Source organism: Coprococcus sp. AM14-16, assembly GCF_003434675.1.
Lineage (GTDB): Bacteria > Bacillota > Clostridia > Lachnospirales > Lachnospiraceae > Coprococcus > Coprococcus aceti.
Map to the genome: position 1 here is coordinate 1 of NZ_QTLL01000007.1, position 12,993 is coordinate 12,993.

General features: G+C 39.6%; 19 protein-coding genes and 3 pseudogenes. 20 read left to right on the top strand and 2 right to left on the bottom strand.

The genetic code is table 11. The features are described from left to right. Positions 1–273 precede the first annotated feature (273 nt). The 7 genes and pseudogenes from DW159_RS13315 (at position 274) to DW159_RS13350 (ending at position 4,250) form a co-directional block, all read left to right on the top strand. Positions 274–486, top strand: a complete 213-nt coding sequence (locus DW159_RS13315) for a helix-turn-helix domain-containing protein (protein ID WP_117551401.1) — start codon at positions 274–276, stop codon at positions 484–486. 3 nt (positions 487–489) lie between these two features. Further along, positions 490–1,770 carry a type II toxin-antitoxin system HipA family toxin gene (locus DW159_RS13320; RefSeq protein WP_117551403.1) on the top strand — a complete coding sequence of 427 codons (1,281 nt, stop codon included), beginning with the start codon at positions 490–492 and terminating at the stop codon, positions 1,768–1,770. Positions 1,771–1,957: 187 nt separating this feature from the next. Beyond that, a complete protein-coding gene (locus tag DW159_RS13975) occupies positions 1,958–2,461 on the top strand; it encodes a substrate-binding domain-containing protein (protein WP_242992751.1) in 504 nt (167 codons plus the stop codon). Between the two features lie 82 nt (positions 2,462–2,543). After that, complete coding sequence (locus DW159_RS13335; protein WP_158547616.1) at positions 2,544–3,005, top strand: DUF2716 domain-containing protein; 462 nt, start codon at positions 2,544–2,546, stop codon at positions 3,003–3,005. A 4-nt stretch (positions 3,006–3,009) separates the two neighbouring features. Continuing rightward, positions 3,010–3,114 carry a LysR family transcriptional regulator gene (locus DW159_RS14335; RefSeq protein WP_117551406.1) on the top strand — a complete coding sequence of 35 codons (105 nt, stop codon included), beginning with the start codon at positions 3,010–3,012 and terminating at the stop codon, positions 3,112–3,114. Then, positions 3,096–3,446: pseudogene (locus DW159_RS13345) on the top strand (LysR family transcriptional regulator); the annotation flags it as partial. The gene DW159_RS14335 and the pseudogene DW159_RS13345, both read left to right, overlap by 19 nt. Positions 3,447–3,650: 204 nt before the next feature. After that, positions 3,651–4,250 carry a YczE/YyaS/YitT family protein gene (locus DW159_RS13350; protein WP_117551408.1) on the top strand — a complete coding sequence of 200 codons (600 nt, stop codon included), beginning with the start codon at positions 3,651–3,653 and terminating at the stop codon, positions 4,248–4,250. On the opposite strand, the pseudogene DW159_RS14340 reads toward DW159_RS13350, so the two are convergent. Continuing rightward, positions 4,245–4,397 (bottom strand): annotated as a pseudogene (locus DW159_RS14340) (helix-turn-helix domain-containing protein); the annotation flags it as partial. The gene DW159_RS13350 and the pseudogene DW159_RS14340 overlap by 6 nt on opposite strands. A gap of 55 nt (positions 4,398–4,452) precedes the next feature. On the opposite strand from DW159_RS14340, the gene DW159_RS13360 reads away from it, so the two are divergent. The 3 genes from DW159_RS13360 to DW159_RS13370 all read left to right on the top strand — a co-directional run bounded on the left by DW159_RS13360 (position 4,453) and on the right by DW159_RS13370 (position 5,631). After that, positions 4,453–4,794 carry a hypothetical protein gene (locus DW159_RS13360; protein WP_117551430.1) on the top strand — a complete coding sequence of 114 codons (342 nt, stop codon included), beginning with the start codon at positions 4,453–4,455 and terminating at the stop codon, positions 4,792–4,794. Between the two features lie 399 nt (positions 4,795–5,193). After that, entirely contained in the window at positions 5,194–5,430 is a 237-nt protein-coding gene (locus DW159_RS13365; RefSeq protein WP_117551412.1) for a hypothetical protein, read from the top strand. A 54-nt stretch (positions 5,431–5,484) separates the two neighbouring features. Then, the gene (locus DW159_RS13370; protein ID WP_238051945.1) at positions 5,485–5,631 is read left to right on the top strand and encodes a hypothetical protein; all 147 of its coding nucleotides are present in this window, start codon (positions 5,485–5,487) and stop codon (positions 5,629–5,631) included. Positions 5,632–5,754: 123 nt separating this feature from the next. On the opposite strand, the gene DW159_RS13375 is transcribed toward DW159_RS13370, so the two are convergent. Then, a complete protein-coding gene (locus tag DW159_RS13375; RefSeq protein WP_117551414.1) occupies positions 5,755–6,540 on the bottom strand; it encodes an alpha/beta hydrolase in 786 nt (261 codons plus the stop codon). 78 nt (positions 6,541–6,618) lie between these two features. On the opposite strand from DW159_RS13375, the gene DW159_RS14080 reads away from it, so the two are divergent. The 10 genes and pseudogenes from DW159_RS14080 to DW159_RS13425 all read left to right on the top strand — a co-directional run bounded on the left by DW159_RS14080 (position 6,619) and on the right by DW159_RS13425 (position 12,798). Further along, positions 6,619–6,774 carry a thioredoxin family protein gene (locus tag DW159_RS14080; RefSeq protein ID WP_270228118.1) on the top strand — a complete coding sequence of 52 codons (156 nt, stop codon included), beginning with the start codon at positions 6,619–6,621 and terminating at the stop codon, positions 6,772–6,774. A gap of 29 nt (positions 6,775–6,803) precedes the next feature. Continuing rightward, the gene (locus tag DW159_RS14085; protein ID WP_278320902.1) at positions 6,804–6,935 is read left to right on the top strand and encodes a hypothetical protein; all 132 of its coding nucleotides are present in this window, start codon (positions 6,804–6,806) and stop codon (positions 6,933–6,935) included. 72 nt (positions 6,936–7,007) lie between these two features. Then, positions 7,008–7,275 (top strand): annotated as a pseudogene (locus DW159_RS14270) (Fur family transcriptional regulator); the annotation flags it as partial. Between the two features lie 7 nt (positions 7,276–7,282). Beyond that, the gene (gene rbr, locus DW159_RS13390; RefSeq protein WP_117551418.1) at positions 7,283–7,825 is read left to right on the top strand and encodes a rubrerythrin; all 543 of its coding nucleotides are present in this window, start codon (positions 7,283–7,285) and stop codon (positions 7,823–7,825) included. Positions 7,826–7,852: 27 nt separating this feature from the next. Continuing rightward, positions 7,853–8,797: an L-lactate dehydrogenase gene (locus DW159_RS13395; RefSeq protein WP_117551420.1), complete on the top strand. Its 945-nt coding sequence runs from the start codon at positions 7,853–7,855 to the stop codon at positions 8,795–8,797. Positions 8,798–8,824: 27 nt separating this feature from the next. Beyond that, the gene (locus DW159_RS13400; RefSeq protein ID WP_117551422.1) at positions 8,825–9,199 is read left to right on the top strand and encodes a desulfoferrodoxin family protein; all 375 of its coding nucleotides are present in this window, start codon (positions 8,825–8,827) and stop codon (positions 9,197–9,199) included. A 542-nt stretch (positions 9,200–9,741) separates the two neighbouring features. After that, on the top strand, positions 9,742–9,987 hold the full coding sequence (locus tag DW159_RS13410) for a hypothetical protein (protein WP_008400180.1): 246 nt from the start codon (positions 9,742–9,744) through the stop codon (positions 9,985–9,987). A gap of 18 nt (positions 9,988–10,005) precedes the next feature. Then, entirely contained in the window at positions 10,006–10,788 is a 783-nt protein-coding gene (locus tag DW159_RS13415) for a ParA family protein (RefSeq protein ID WP_008400179.1), read from the top strand. Continuing rightward, positions 10,781–11,686 (top strand): ParB/RepB/Spo0J family partition protein, encoded by a 906-nt coding sequence (locus DW159_RS13420; RefSeq protein ID WP_117551424.1) that lies wholly within the window; start codon positions 10,781–10,783, stop codon positions 11,684–11,686. The genes DW159_RS13415 and DW159_RS13420 overlap by 8 nt, the downstream gene beginning before the upstream one ends. Then, positions 11,683–12,798 (top strand): DUF6017 domain-containing protein, encoded by a 1,116-nt coding sequence (locus DW159_RS13425; protein ID WP_117551426.1) that lies wholly within the window; start codon positions 11,683–11,685, stop codon positions 12,796–12,798. The genes DW159_RS13420 and DW159_RS13425 overlap by 4 nt, the downstream gene beginning before the upstream one ends. Positions 12,799–12,993 lie beyond the last annotated feature (195 nt).

Sequence of the window (12,993 nt, forward strand, 5' to 3'; positions counted from 1 at the left end):
TGATAGGAGTCTCCAAAACTTTTGGTGGGAGTTCGATTCTCTCATCCCCTGCTGATAATAAGCGTCAGAAAACTTGAATTTACAAGGTTTCTGGCGTTTTTATTTATATAAGAAAAGTTGACTTAGCCGTACGGCTTATTGTATAATCAGAACTATACAAAATTAGCCGTACGGCTTATTTGCAAAGCGTATATATATAATTTAGCCGTACGGCCATATGATGCGTATGAAGTTATGTGTTGATAATTTGATATAGAAAGACGAGGAATATGTATGAAAATAATAGATTCAAAATCTTTGGGTGAGGCAATCAGAATAAGAAGAAAAGAACTGAAATATACTCAGGCTTATATAGCAGAATTTACAGGATTTAGTGTAAGTTTTATTTCGGATTTGGAAAGAGGTAAGGCTACAGCAGAAATCGGAAAGGCAATTATAATTATCAATTTACTGGGAATGGATATTCTCGTAGAAAAGAGAGGTTAGAATATGAGAAATTTGGGGGTTTGGATAGAGATTGGTGGATTGCAGACATATGTTGGCCGTATAATTGGAGAAAATGAAGAAGATGCTAGATTTTCATATGCAGAAGAGTATCTATCTGGTAACATAGCCAGACCGGTATCAACACATTTGCCATTATCTGAAAACGCATTTTCCGTTGATGATACAAGGAATTTTTTTGAAGGTTTGTTACCTGAGGGATTTACCAGAAGATGTGTGGCTGGGTTATTGCATACAGACGCAAATAATTATCTGTCATTATTAGCCGGGTTAGGTAATGAGTGTCTGGGAGCAATAAAAATTACAGATGAGAATAACGAAGTAGTAAATGCAGATTATCAGAAATTGACAATTGATGAGGTTAGTCAGTTGGCAAGAGAAGGAGCAATGGAGACTGCGGAGTTAGTCACAAAGTCACATTTGTCACTTACAGGAGCATCTGGAAAGGTTGGGTTATATTATGATGAAAATAATAAAGATTGGTATTTACCCAAAGGATCAGCGCCAAGTACACATATAGTAAAGCAGAGTCATGTAAGGCTTGATGGAATAGTTACAAATGAGCAGTTGTGTATGATGACGGCAGGAAATATGGGAATAGAGATTCCTGAAAGTTTTATAGTCAATGTCGGAGATGGCAGAGATGAGGAAGTTCTGTTAGCAACTAAAAGATATGATCGTGCAATAAAGGACGGATTAAAAAAAATCAACGGGTTAAATGTTCCGTACAGGTTACATCAGGAAGATTTTTCTCAGGCGATGGGAATTTCGGCGCATAACAAATATGAGAGTGATAATGCCGGATATTTAAAAATGATGTTTGAGATCATAAGACAGAAATCGTTCAACCCGATAGCAGATCAATTGAAAATGTGGGATATATGTATATTTAATTACTTAATAGGCAATACAGATAATCATATCAAAAATGTTTCATTGCTTTATGATGAAGAGTTGAAAACAGTACGTTTGGCACCGGCATATGACATATTGAGTACTGTGATATATACAAGCAGTACCAGAGATATGGCATTTAGTATTGGGAATGAGTATGATATCGAAAAGATCAACAGAGATTCATTTAGAAGAGAAGCGGCTAATATTGGACTAGGAGAGCAAATGGCCATGAAGCGGTTTGATTATTTGGCAAATGCGTTTCCGTATGCGTTGAATAAAGCATGTGATGAATTACTGGGCAAAGGATTTAACAAGGCGATTGATATTTATGAGAGAATTAGGGACAAGAGGAGAGAGTTTATTTCATGAGAAATATAAGGTCGATGTCTAATTTAAGGGGTTGATAGATATAAAAATAGACAGTATAGCGGATAATTTTATATGCATGGATAAATAGCGAATAGAAGGGTTTTGTGCATCCTTTGAGCCGGGAGTTACCATGATATGGGAGATTCCAAAGACGTAAAAAGAGAGAACTCGCTTTTATCAGGACAAATTGCCAGAGCTTTTAGAGAGCAGGGTTACGGCTGTTTTTGCAGTGTCAGATTTTTATGCGCTTGAGTTTATGCGGTTCTTACAGGGAAAGAACATAAAAACTCCAAAGAATATCCAGATCATTGGATTTGATGACAATATGGCAAGCAGAGAAAGTAATCCTGCACTTACGACGATTCATCAGGATGCATCCCTCAGGGCAAAGACTGCTATAGAATGCATTGAGGCAATGCGCGATGGTGCGGTTGTTGTAAACACAGGGCTGAATTATTTATTGATACTTGGAGGAGAAATCATAAGAAGTGGAGGCAACATAAAAATCATCATGATCATTGATGTTGTTGGCACATGGTGTATCGGAATTCCACTGTGTCTGCACGCGGCATATGTATTCAAATGGGGAATTATAGGCGTGTACACATTGCTCACTACGGAAGAAATATTCAGATTAGCCGTATCGCTGGCTATTTTTAGAAAGCGCAAATGGATGATCAGTTTGTCATAGCGTGATTCTATGATAAATAACAAAGCGGGTGTAGTATTGCTCCACGGTAAATTCTTATTTTATGTGTGAAGGGGAATATATATTGAGAGTTATATCTAAAGATGAAGCAATCATTTTATGGGATAAATTAAATAGTGAATTTAAGTTTAAGCCGGGAACAGACATAACTGGCGAATGGATTATAATACCAGGCGATACAAAAAAGTATCATAAAGCGACTCCCTGGAGTGAAGAACAAGAGAAGATAATCAATTCAATTTTGAAGGAATTAGGACTGGAAAAAATGTATGCCTTAGACTGGAATCATGATTGTTTTGAATTCTCGCCAATGGAAGATATTTCTATGAATTATAACTATTATGATCCTGATAGACAATGTCAAGTGTATTTTCCAACATATTATCCAGATGGAGATTATTATTTTTTTATTGATAGCACATGGGATTGTGGAATCTTCGGTCATCCCTGGCGAAATGAAATTATAGTAACGGGAAAAGAATTGATTAAAAGGTTTGAAAAAAACAAGGGAAGATTAGGACTTTAATGATATGGAATTAAGACTATTACGCTATTTTCTGACAGTAGCAAAGGAACAGAGCTTTACAAAAGCAGCAGAACAATTGCATATTACCCAGCCGAAAAAGAGTTTATAAAAAAGGAAGATCTCATAGGAAAACCATTGATCCTGCACGAAAGAGGAAATGTTCAAAGTGAACTCGCCAATTGGTTTGGAAAAGACTTTTCGAAACTGCAGATTGCTTTTACGAGTAATCTTGGAACCAATGCCGGAGTCATGGCAGCAAATGGATTGGGGTATCCGATATCAATCGAAGGTGCTGCAAAGTATTGGAGAGATGACATTCTTGTACAACGAAAAATTTTTCCTGAAATTACGACAAGTACTGTGATTGCCTGGAGACGAAACATTCCATATTCCCTGGCGGTCAGTAAGATGATAGAAGAAATAAATGCTTTTCAGGCATAGGAGAGAATTTAATTGACAAGACTCTTGAATTTGTATCCAGGTGGTAGGGGATGAAATACCAGTTATTGACAAAAAGTTATAAATGATATAGTATAGCAACAATTAAAAAGAGCTTGTCTCGGCACGTAAGAAGACTATAGATTTTGCTGTTTCTGAACACAACAGTTTTATCTATAGTCTTTTTATTTGGCAACAGGAGGTTGTATGAGTAAAAGAGAGTGGATAAAGAAGATAGCTGTTATAATAATTGGTTCAGTTATTGCCGCATATGGTATAACCCTGGCATTGTATGCCGGATTTGGCGGTGCAACGCTTGCGGTATTATGGCAGGGAATATCCGGTACGTTTCATGTGAGTATCGGAGCAGCATCGTTCATCGTGGCGGTGATAATGATACTTTTTGTGCTCATATATGACAGATCGCAGATACATATAGGAACGATACTTTACCAGATCGTTTACAGCTGGTGTGTTGATCTGTTTGCGCAAATGCATGTCTACAGCAAATACATATGGCTCAATATGTTGATCATGCTCGTCGGAATTGTGCTGTTTGCGGTGGGAACAGGACTGTATGCGGCAGCAGACCTTGGGCGTGGTTCATATGAGGCTGTGACATTTGCGCTTGCTGAGAAGAATCACTGGCAGGTGAAGAAAGTCAGAATGATACTTGATGCTACCATGGTTGTGATAGGTGTGATTCTTGGGGGAAAGTTTGGTGTGTGTACGGTTGTTACTGTGATTGTATCGGGGCCGATAATTCAGTTTACTGTTGGGAGAGCAAGGAGAATAATAAAACTATAAATTCTCCTTCCTATATTCATTCGGCGTAATCCCATAGTGCCTGTGAAACAACTCACAGAAATAGCTCGTACCGGAAAATCCATAGGCGTATGTCATCACATCGGTCACGGACATAGAAGAGTTTCTAAGCATAGCACATACCTTTTCAAGGTGATAGCTGTTCCATCCTTATGTAGGCTGGAAATTGCAGAAGCTGAACTTCATGGATCGCTTGGATTTCGACGGCATATCAGAGGTTGTAAAGGAGCTGTTTGGCAAGTCTGATGGAGCCTGTGTCAATCCGCCATTCTACTGCGATTACGGTTCACACGTAGAGGTTGGCAAGAACTTCTTTGCAAATTACAACTGTACAATCCTTGACGTTGCAAAGGTAACCATAGGTGACAATTGTTTCATGGCGCCAAATGTAGCGATATACACAGCAGATCATCTGATATATCCTGATGTGCGCAGTGCTCTGTGGGAGTATGGCAAGGAAGTGACCATTGGAGACAACGTGTGGATTGGCGGCAACACTGTGATCTGCCAGAAACTAGGCTGGTAATGTTACACCACAGGTTCATTGAATTTCGCTGGGTGTCAGTGCATAATGAGAACAACGTGGGCTGACACGATTCAATCCGAGGTTACATCGCTTGTGACCTATCCTGTTGCGAAAGATACAGGACGTTGGCAGACAACGAAAAACCTTGCTCCAAAGCCGAACGTAAGGGTCGGTCTCGTTGTTCGGACAACAGAAAAATCAGTCATTAGAGGGTGGGAGTATTGCTGAGGCAATACACCACCCTCTTAAACTTTGTGTAAATTATTATTTTTGTGCTAGTCATCATACTTAACATAACTTATGAATTTGTCTGGTTGAATTTAAAACAATAAGTGCTAAAATGAAACTGGTTAGAAAAAACTAACTAGATGAGTATACAGACGAAAGGTGGCTATATTTATGATGAGCATTTTACTGAGTATAGGTCTTGTTGTTTACATAATATTACTTATAATAAGCTGTAAGAATAAGGGTAATAAGAAGATACAGATTGCAACGCAGTTGGTTCAGGGCGCACTATGGACTCTGCTTGCGGTGGACAACTGGCAGAATGGACACTTGATTACACTGATCGTATATGTGGTGATCATTGTACTTTCATTTGCAGGGGTCGTGCATTTGGTTGTTAAGAAGTAGGAGAGACTCAGATTAATATTGATTTGAGGTTGTGTCAGAGGAGATGATGTGGTTATGTCATATGAAGAGTATAAAAACATGAATGTTCGTATAGAACTGCTAGAAATTCTGGCTGAGGCAGAAGATGATGTGAGAAATGTCAGGGTTGCCCCTGCATCCGAGACATTTGGCGATTTGAGAAAAATGCTTCAAGAGGGGTGATCTGTTTTAAAAGTCTGCTCAGGCGGTTGGCGGTGCTGTTGGTCACAATCCAATATCAATCGTCATCCCGTTTTACACATAGATGGCTGATGACAATAGGTCGTAAAATTAAAAAGGAGCAGATCAGTTTATGCCGCACACCCTGCAGACCTCATGGATCCAGCGGTTGGCGTCGAGCAGCAGTTCTTCGTGCTGCAGATCAAATTCACAGATATCTGGATCGGCGAAACACTTCCTGTAACGCACAAGATATTTCTCACCCATTTTCTTGGCGTAGAATACGTGGATAGTCGTTCCGGGTACGTTTATGTGTTCTCCAACGCTTGTGTACAGGTCGGTGCAGAACTGATTCTTCATGGACTCCTTGGATATGAATGAAAAGTCTATTCCACTTCCTTTGCCCATGATCTCCATGAATTTCTTCATATATTCAGAACTGTCATTTCCTTCGTTCATTTTCTTCTCAAATATTTTTTTCAGAATACCGCTTTCCTTGCCGGTGATAAAAGGATAGAACATAGGCATCATGATGGCTGTCTCAAGTTTTGCCAGCCACTTTGGCGCCTGATCCATGTCGCTTGAACCTATGATTCCATGATCTATATGTATATTCTGACGCCCGATCAGGAGAGAGACAAATGAACCTCCGAGGGAACAGCCGTATGCTGCAAACAGCTTTCCGTCAAGCTTATCTTTGATGTAGTTCTCAACCTTCAGAACTTCGTCAAGCTCTGAAATAAATGTAGAATTCTCCGTATCGTCAAATCCACTGTAGCTGACAACCAGAGTATGAAAGTGCTCCTGAAGCCCATCAAGAACGTGTCCAAAGTTGGTTTTCCAATAGCAGCAGGTGCCAGGAAAGAGCATGATGTTCGGTTTATTTTTATCCCCGAATTCGTAAATTTTCATAAAAATATTCTCCCAATTGTTTGTTAATGTGCTAAAATCAAGTGCGTTAGACATACCTAACTAATACAGATACTAGCACTGGCGAAAGCGACTGTCAATGTAGATGAAGAACCGGAATTAGCAAGTCGGTTTCAGATAATGAGTATCCCCACATTGTTTGTTATCAAGGATGGAAAAATCAAAAATCATTCAGTAGGAACAAAATCAAAAGACGAAATACTTGCTGTGATATGAATAATAAGGAGAAACACATGAGTACACGAGTGAAAGAAGCAGAAGAGAGAAAAAAGAATGGTTATAACTGTGCACAGGCTGTTGCATGCGCCTATTGTGACCTGGCTGGAATAGATGAGGAAAAGGTTGGAATTATTACTATTTTCTTGACAATAAAATAAAAATAGAATATAATCCTTATTAAGAACCAATCTCAATAAAGAGTGACGACAAGCAGGAGAAATGCCATTCAAAAAAATCTTGATATATTGGTAGAGGAAGGTGCATCAAGAAAGGTTGAAGTTCCCGATGGACCGAACCGGTTTGATTTCGCATTGAGAAATCACTACCATGTCAGGTGCGCAAAGTGCAGTGAGATTTTTGATGCGGATATGGATGAAATTACCGAATTTGCTGGAAAAAATTCGTAACATTCATGGAATTGAATTTTGGGATTATGATATTTCATTTAAAGGAATTTGCCCGAAATGCAGGGAGAAAAATAGTAAAGAAAACGGAGGTAAAAGAGATGGCAGTAAACAAATATGCAGGAACACAGACAGAGAAGAATTTACAGGAGGCATTTGCAGGAGAGTCTCAGGCGAGAAATAAGTATACCTATTTTGCTTCTGTAGCGAAAAAGGAAGGCTATGAGCAGATGTCTGCATTGTTTTTAAAGACTGCAGATAATGAGAAAGAACATGCAAAGATGTGGTTCAAGGAATTAGCAGGAATTGGTGATACAAAGGAAAACCTGGCGGCAGCGGCAGAAGGCGAAAATTATGAGTGGACAGATATGTATGAAGGCTTTGCTAAAACAGCCGAGGAAGAAGGATTCCCTGAGCTTGCAGCAAAATTCAGGGCAGTAGGTGAGATTGAGAAGCACCATGAGGAAAGATATCGTGCACTTCTTAAGAATATTGAAACTGCACAGGTATTTGAAAAGAGCGAAGTTAAGGTATGGGAATGCCGTAACTGCGGACATATTGTGGTAGGAACTAAGGCTCCTGAGGTATGTCCGGTATGTAATCATCCACAGAGCTATTTTGAAGTACATGAAGAGAATTATTAAGGAGATGAGATTATTACGAAAAAGCAAGTGATTAATTCAAAAAAAGCAGTAATGATAGGCTGTGGTTTTGTCGGTTCTGCGTCAGTCTTTGCTTTAATGCAGAGTGGCTTGTTTACAGAGATTGTACTTATAGATGCAGATAAGAATAAGGCAGAGGGAGAAGCGATGGATATCAGTCATGGTATTCCATTTGCGAGTCCGATGAAAATATATGCCGGAGATTATGATGATGTGGCTGATGCTGCAATTGTTGTCATATCTGCCGGAGCGGGACAGAAACCGGGAGAGACAAGGCTTGATCTCGTAAATAAAAATGTAGCAATATTTAAGTCAATCATTCCTGAAATAGCAAAGAGAAATTTTGCAGGTATCATGCTTGTAGTTGCGAATCCGGTAGATATCCTGACTCAGGTAGCCATAAAGTTATCAGGACTTCCAGAAAACAGGGTTATTGGATCGGGTACTGTGTTAGATAGTGCCAGATTAAGATATAAGCTTGGTGAGCATTTATCTGTGGACAGCAGGAGCGTTCATGCGTTTATTGTGGGAGAACATGGCGACAGTGAAGTGGTAGCATGGTCATCGGCAAATGTATCTGGTGTTCCATTAAGTGAAATGTGTGAAATGCGTGGACATTACAAGCACAAGGAAAATACGGAAGAAATAGCAACAGCAGTCAAGAATAGTGCTTATGAAATTATAAATAAAAAACACGCTACATATTATGGAATTGCAATGTCTGTAAAAAGAATCTGTGAAGTGATTATGAGAGATGAAAAATCAATACTTCCGGTATCGCACATGATTCATGGTGTATATGACATTGACGGAGTATCGTTAAGTATGCCAGCTATTGTAGGTGCAGATGGTGTTGAGTCGGATATACCTATTAATTTAAGTGGCGAGGAAGCGTTAAAGCTTAAGGAATCTGCAGATTCATTGAAAAAGATTATGGAGACAATTGAATTATAAATTTTACACATGGAAGGAGAAAAAGGCATGGAAGTAAGGTATTATATTTGTAAGCATTGTGGAAACATTGTTGAAAAGGTAAAGGATAAGGGTGTACCTGTAATTTGTTGCGGAGAACCTATGCAGGAATTAAAAGCCGGAGTGACAGATGCTGCTGTCGAGAAGCATGTACCTGTATATACAGTGGAAGGCAATCATGTTAATGTTGTGGTCGGGGAGACAAAACATCCAATGCTTGAAGAACATTTCATTGAGTGGATCACATTAAATACCAATCAGGGAATATATAGAAAACAGTTGAATCCAGGACAGGAACCTGTAGCAGATTTTTGCCTTTGTGATGGTGAACAGGTAGAAGAAGTATATGCATATTGCAATCTGCATGGATTATGGAAATGCTAAAATATCAGTAAGCTATCAAATACATTAGTAACTCATAAATTTGCTGATATCTTACCAGATGGGAGCAGATATAATATCATGGGTGCATCAAAAACAAAGGAGATGTGCTTATGCTTACAGAATCAGTGATCAAATTATTAAAAAATGAAATGTGGGATCTTGCCACATGATCAGATGGTGAGCCGAATGTTGTGCCTGTTGCATTCAAGGCTGTGACAGAGGATGGCAAGCTTGTGGTTGGTGATGTGTTCCTTGAGACAACTCTTGTGGAGACTATAATAGGGCTACGTCGTACAGATTCGTGAAAATCCTTGAATTTACGCACTTTTGCAGCTTTTTCAATTTCGGCAGAACCGATGTGAAAAGGAATAAAAAGCAGATAGTGGACAGAATTCATGTCGTTGTCGGCTATAGAGTCGACACGAGGGACACAATATTCTTTGATGAATAAAAGTGAATAAAATAGCCAATTTGGCAGGGATATTTAATTACAAATATTGAATATCCCTGCCTTTTATTTTTCTATTCAAGGAGGTGTTTATATGTTAAAGATAAGGCTTCAAGGGACAAAAAATGACATACGTTGGTTTGTACGTTTACTTCAGAGAGATAAACGATTTGAATTGAATAATGTCTCGACTTTTTTTGACAATGTGGGGACAGATAAATACAAGCGTGTATATGCAGAAGTGTCGAGAAAGAAAACGGATTCTGATAAGAAATCCATCAATGCAAAACAGTTGAATGAACAATGCCACTATGTAGGAAGTGGCATGGTGATTCGATAGAAATGGAGGTACAACGGTATGTGTAAGGTGATAGCAATCGTGAATCAAAAAGGTGGCGTGGCAAAGACTACGACAACAGTAAACTTAGGTATAGGTTTGGTAAGAGAAGGTAAGAAAGTACTGCTTATAGATGCGGATAGTCAGGGATCCCTTTCATCAAGCCTCGGCGTGGCAGAGCCGGATGAGCTTGACGTGACACTCTCGACAATCATGGGTAAAGTGATCAATGATGAAGATTATGGAAAGCGGGAAGGGGTTATTGTACATGAGGAGGGAGTATCTTTTCTTCCATGCAATATCGAACTTTCCGGACTGGAAGTCACATTGGTAAATACCATGCGGAGAGAGTACATATTGAAAGAGTACATAACAAGTGTAAGAAATCTTTATGATTATATATTGATTGACTGCAATTCCAGTCTTGGCATGGTGACAATGAATGCCCTTACTGCGGCTGATTCAGTCATCATACCGATAGAAGCAGCGTACCTTTCCGTAAAGGGTTTACAGCAGCTTATTACCACTCTTGGCAGGACTAAGAAATATTTGAACCCTAACCTTGGAATAGAGGGAATCGTTTTTACAAAGATGGTTGGACGTACCAATTACGCAAAGGAAATCAAGTCCATGGTGGAAGAAATTTATGGCAAAAATGTCCGTGTGTTTGGTGCGGTTATCCCACATTCTGTGAGAGCGGCAGAGACTTCCGCAGAGGGTGTGAGTATATTCAAGCATGACCCAAGAGGAAAAGTTGCGGCGGCGTATAAGAAGCTCGCAAAGGAGGTGCTTGCAGATGAATAAATCCAATAGTGCTTCCAAGATAAAGATGAAATCATTTGACGATCTGTTTGGTACAAACGAAAATCTGGAACAGGCAAATGCAAATGGTGGTGAAATTCGAGAAATACCTTTAGCAAGTCTGCATACATTCAGAAATCATCCGTTTCAGATTCATGAAGATAAGCTGGAGGAAATAGTAGAGAGTGTCAGACAGTATGGCGTGCTTGTTCCAGGGATTGCGAGAATGCGACCGCAGGGTGGTTATGAAATCATTGCCGGACACACAAGAAAAGCTGCCTGTGAACTTGCCGGTCTTGATACCATGCCGATGTTCATTCGCAATCTGAATGATGAAGAAGCTACCATTGTCATGGTGGACAGTAACATTCAGAGAGAAGATATCTTTCCAAGCGAAAAGGCAAGGGCGTATAGTATGCGTTACTATGCCATGAAACATCAGGGCATTAAGGGAGATAAGGGTAGTAGCCTTGATATCATGAGTGAGGAAACCGGCGAGAACGCAAAGAAGATTCAGCGATATATCAGACTTGCAAAGCTCTCTGATGAACTGCTTGACTTTGTTGACAGGAAAAAGATTGGTTTTATTCAGGGTGTTGATCTTTCGTATCTGAACGAGGAGCAGCAGCAGTGGGTACTCGATATAATACTCGACAGGAATATATTCCCTAATATAGAGCAGTCGGCAAGACTAAAGGCATCCTGCCGGGAAAATATGCTTACACAGGAAGAAGTGAGGAACATCATGCTTCCGGAACAGGTGTTAGCAAAGCCGAGAAAGGTAACGTTCAAGGCAGACAGATTGGATGACTACTTTGATGAAGGATATACGGAAGAAAAGATTACAGAGGTTATAATAAACCTCTTAGATGAATGGAAGAAAAGAGGTGAGAGGGCATGACTAATATTGTAAATACCGGTAATGCGTCGGTGGATGCGCTGGCAGAGATGAGCATTAGTGGCAATGTTACACCGGTAAATTGGTATAAAACAATTTTGCGTGAAAATGGCAAGCCATACCTTCTCGCTATCTGTGTGTTGTCGGAAATCGTGTATTGGTATCGTCCTGTGGAAGTACGGGACGAGCATAGCGGCATGACAATTGGTTACAGAAAAAAGTTTCGAGAGGATTTGCTACAGAAAACCTACAATGATTTTGCCGAGCAGTTTGGAGAATCACGGAGAAGTGTGAAGGCAGCGTTTGACAGACTAGAGGAAATCGGTGTGATCCGTCGTGAATTCCGTAACATAGAAACAAATAGCGGAATGGTTTTAAATAATGTCATGTATATTGATCTATGCGTTGATAGACTTTACACATGTACATATCTGAACATACCAGGAGATGACGAAGATGTAGAAAACACAGGGGAAGAAATACAAAAACAGGCTGAAAACCAAGCAAATAAGTCTGTTACAAAATTTTGTACCTCCTCATACAAAACTTTGTATGACCCTCCTACAAAATTTTGTACCACCCTCTACAAAATTTCGTATGACCCTCCTGCAAAATTTTGTAACACCCTACCACAAAACGATGTACCACCTCATACAAAGTTTTGTAAGACAAATACAGAGAATACTACAGAGAATACGGAGGAGATTACCTATCCTATCATTCCATCAGGCACAGGCGTGAAAACTGATACGATGGATAGGATGGATGAAGTGCGCTCATTTATCAAAGATAATATTGATTATGACGGATTGCTTCAATGCCATCCTACAGAGAAGATGGACATAAACGAATTGGTGGAGCTGATGGTTGAGACCATAGCGGTTAAACAGCCAGTAATCCGTATCAATAAATATGATTTCCCATATGATGTTGTTCGGAGCAGATTGGAGAAGATAGATTTTCATACGATGGAGTATGTGCTGGAATGCCTTCGCAACAATACTACAAAGGTACGCAACATACGAAGCTATATGCTCACGACACTGTATAATGCTCCTGTAACATGTAGTAATTACTATAAAGCAGAAGTAAACCATGACTTCTATGGTAAGTAACGATTCATAGCTGCTGGAAACAGCAGTTGACTATATATTTTTCACCTTCCCTTCCTTTTGAGGGGCAGGAGGGCACACCTGCCTCTCGTTTTAAGGGGATTGCTGCAAGTATGATTCTTTGATATAATCAATGCTACAGTTTTACAAATCGGGCTTTGATAAGTCCATCTAAAACAGCCATTTGAGTATTTCTCA

Coding starts and splice junctions, on each gene's coding strand:
- rbr (WP_117551418.1), top strand. CDS start 7,283: ATGGCAGTAAACAAATATGCAGGAACACAGACAGAGAAGAATTTACAG.
- DW159_RS13370 (WP_238051945.1), top strand. CDS start 5,485: ATGTCATATGAAGAGTATAAAAACATGAATGTTCGTATAGAACTGCTA.
- DW159_RS13425 (WP_117551426.1), top strand. CDS start 11,683: ATGACTAATATTGTAAATACCGGTAATGCGTCGGTGGATGCGCTGGCA.
- DW159_RS13320 (WP_117551403.1), top strand. CDS start 490: ATGAGAAATTTGGGGGTTTGGATAGAGATTGGTGGATTGCAGACATAT.
- DW159_RS13400 (WP_117551422.1), top strand. CDS start 8,825: ATGGAAGTAAGGTATTATATTTGTAAGCATTGTGGAAACATTGTTGAA.
- DW159_RS13420 (WP_117551424.1), top strand. CDS start 10,781: ATGAATAAATCCAATAGTGCTTCCAAGATAAAGATGAAATCATTTGAC.
- DW159_RS13410 (WP_008400180.1), top strand. CDS start 9,742: ATGTTAAAGATAAGGCTTCAAGGGACAAAAAATGACATACGTTGGTTT.
- DW159_RS13315 (WP_117551401.1), top strand. CDS start 274: ATGAAAATAATAGATTCAAAATCTTTGGGTGAGGCAATCAGAATAAGA.
- DW159_RS14335 (WP_117551406.1), top strand. CDS start 3,010: ATGGAATTAAGACTATTACGCTATTTTCTGACAGTAGCAAAGGAACAG.
- DW159_RS13365 (WP_117551412.1), top strand. CDS start 5,194: ATGATGAGCATTTTACTGAGTATAGGTCTTGTTGTTTACATAATATTA.
- DW159_RS13375 (WP_117551414.1), bottom strand. CDS start 6,540: ATGAAAATTTACGAATTCGGGGATAAAAATAAACCGAACATCATGCTC.
- DW159_RS13360 (WP_117551430.1), top strand. CDS start 4,453: ATGGATCGCTTGGATTTCGACGGCATATCAGAGGTTGTAAAGGAGCTG.
- DW159_RS13415 (WP_008400179.1), top strand. CDS start 10,006: ATGTGTAAGGTGATAGCAATCGTGAATCAAAAAGGTGGCGTGGCAAAG.
- DW159_RS13350 (WP_117551408.1), top strand. CDS start 3,651: ATGAGTAAAAGAGAGTGGATAAAGAAGATAGCTGTTATAATAATTGGT.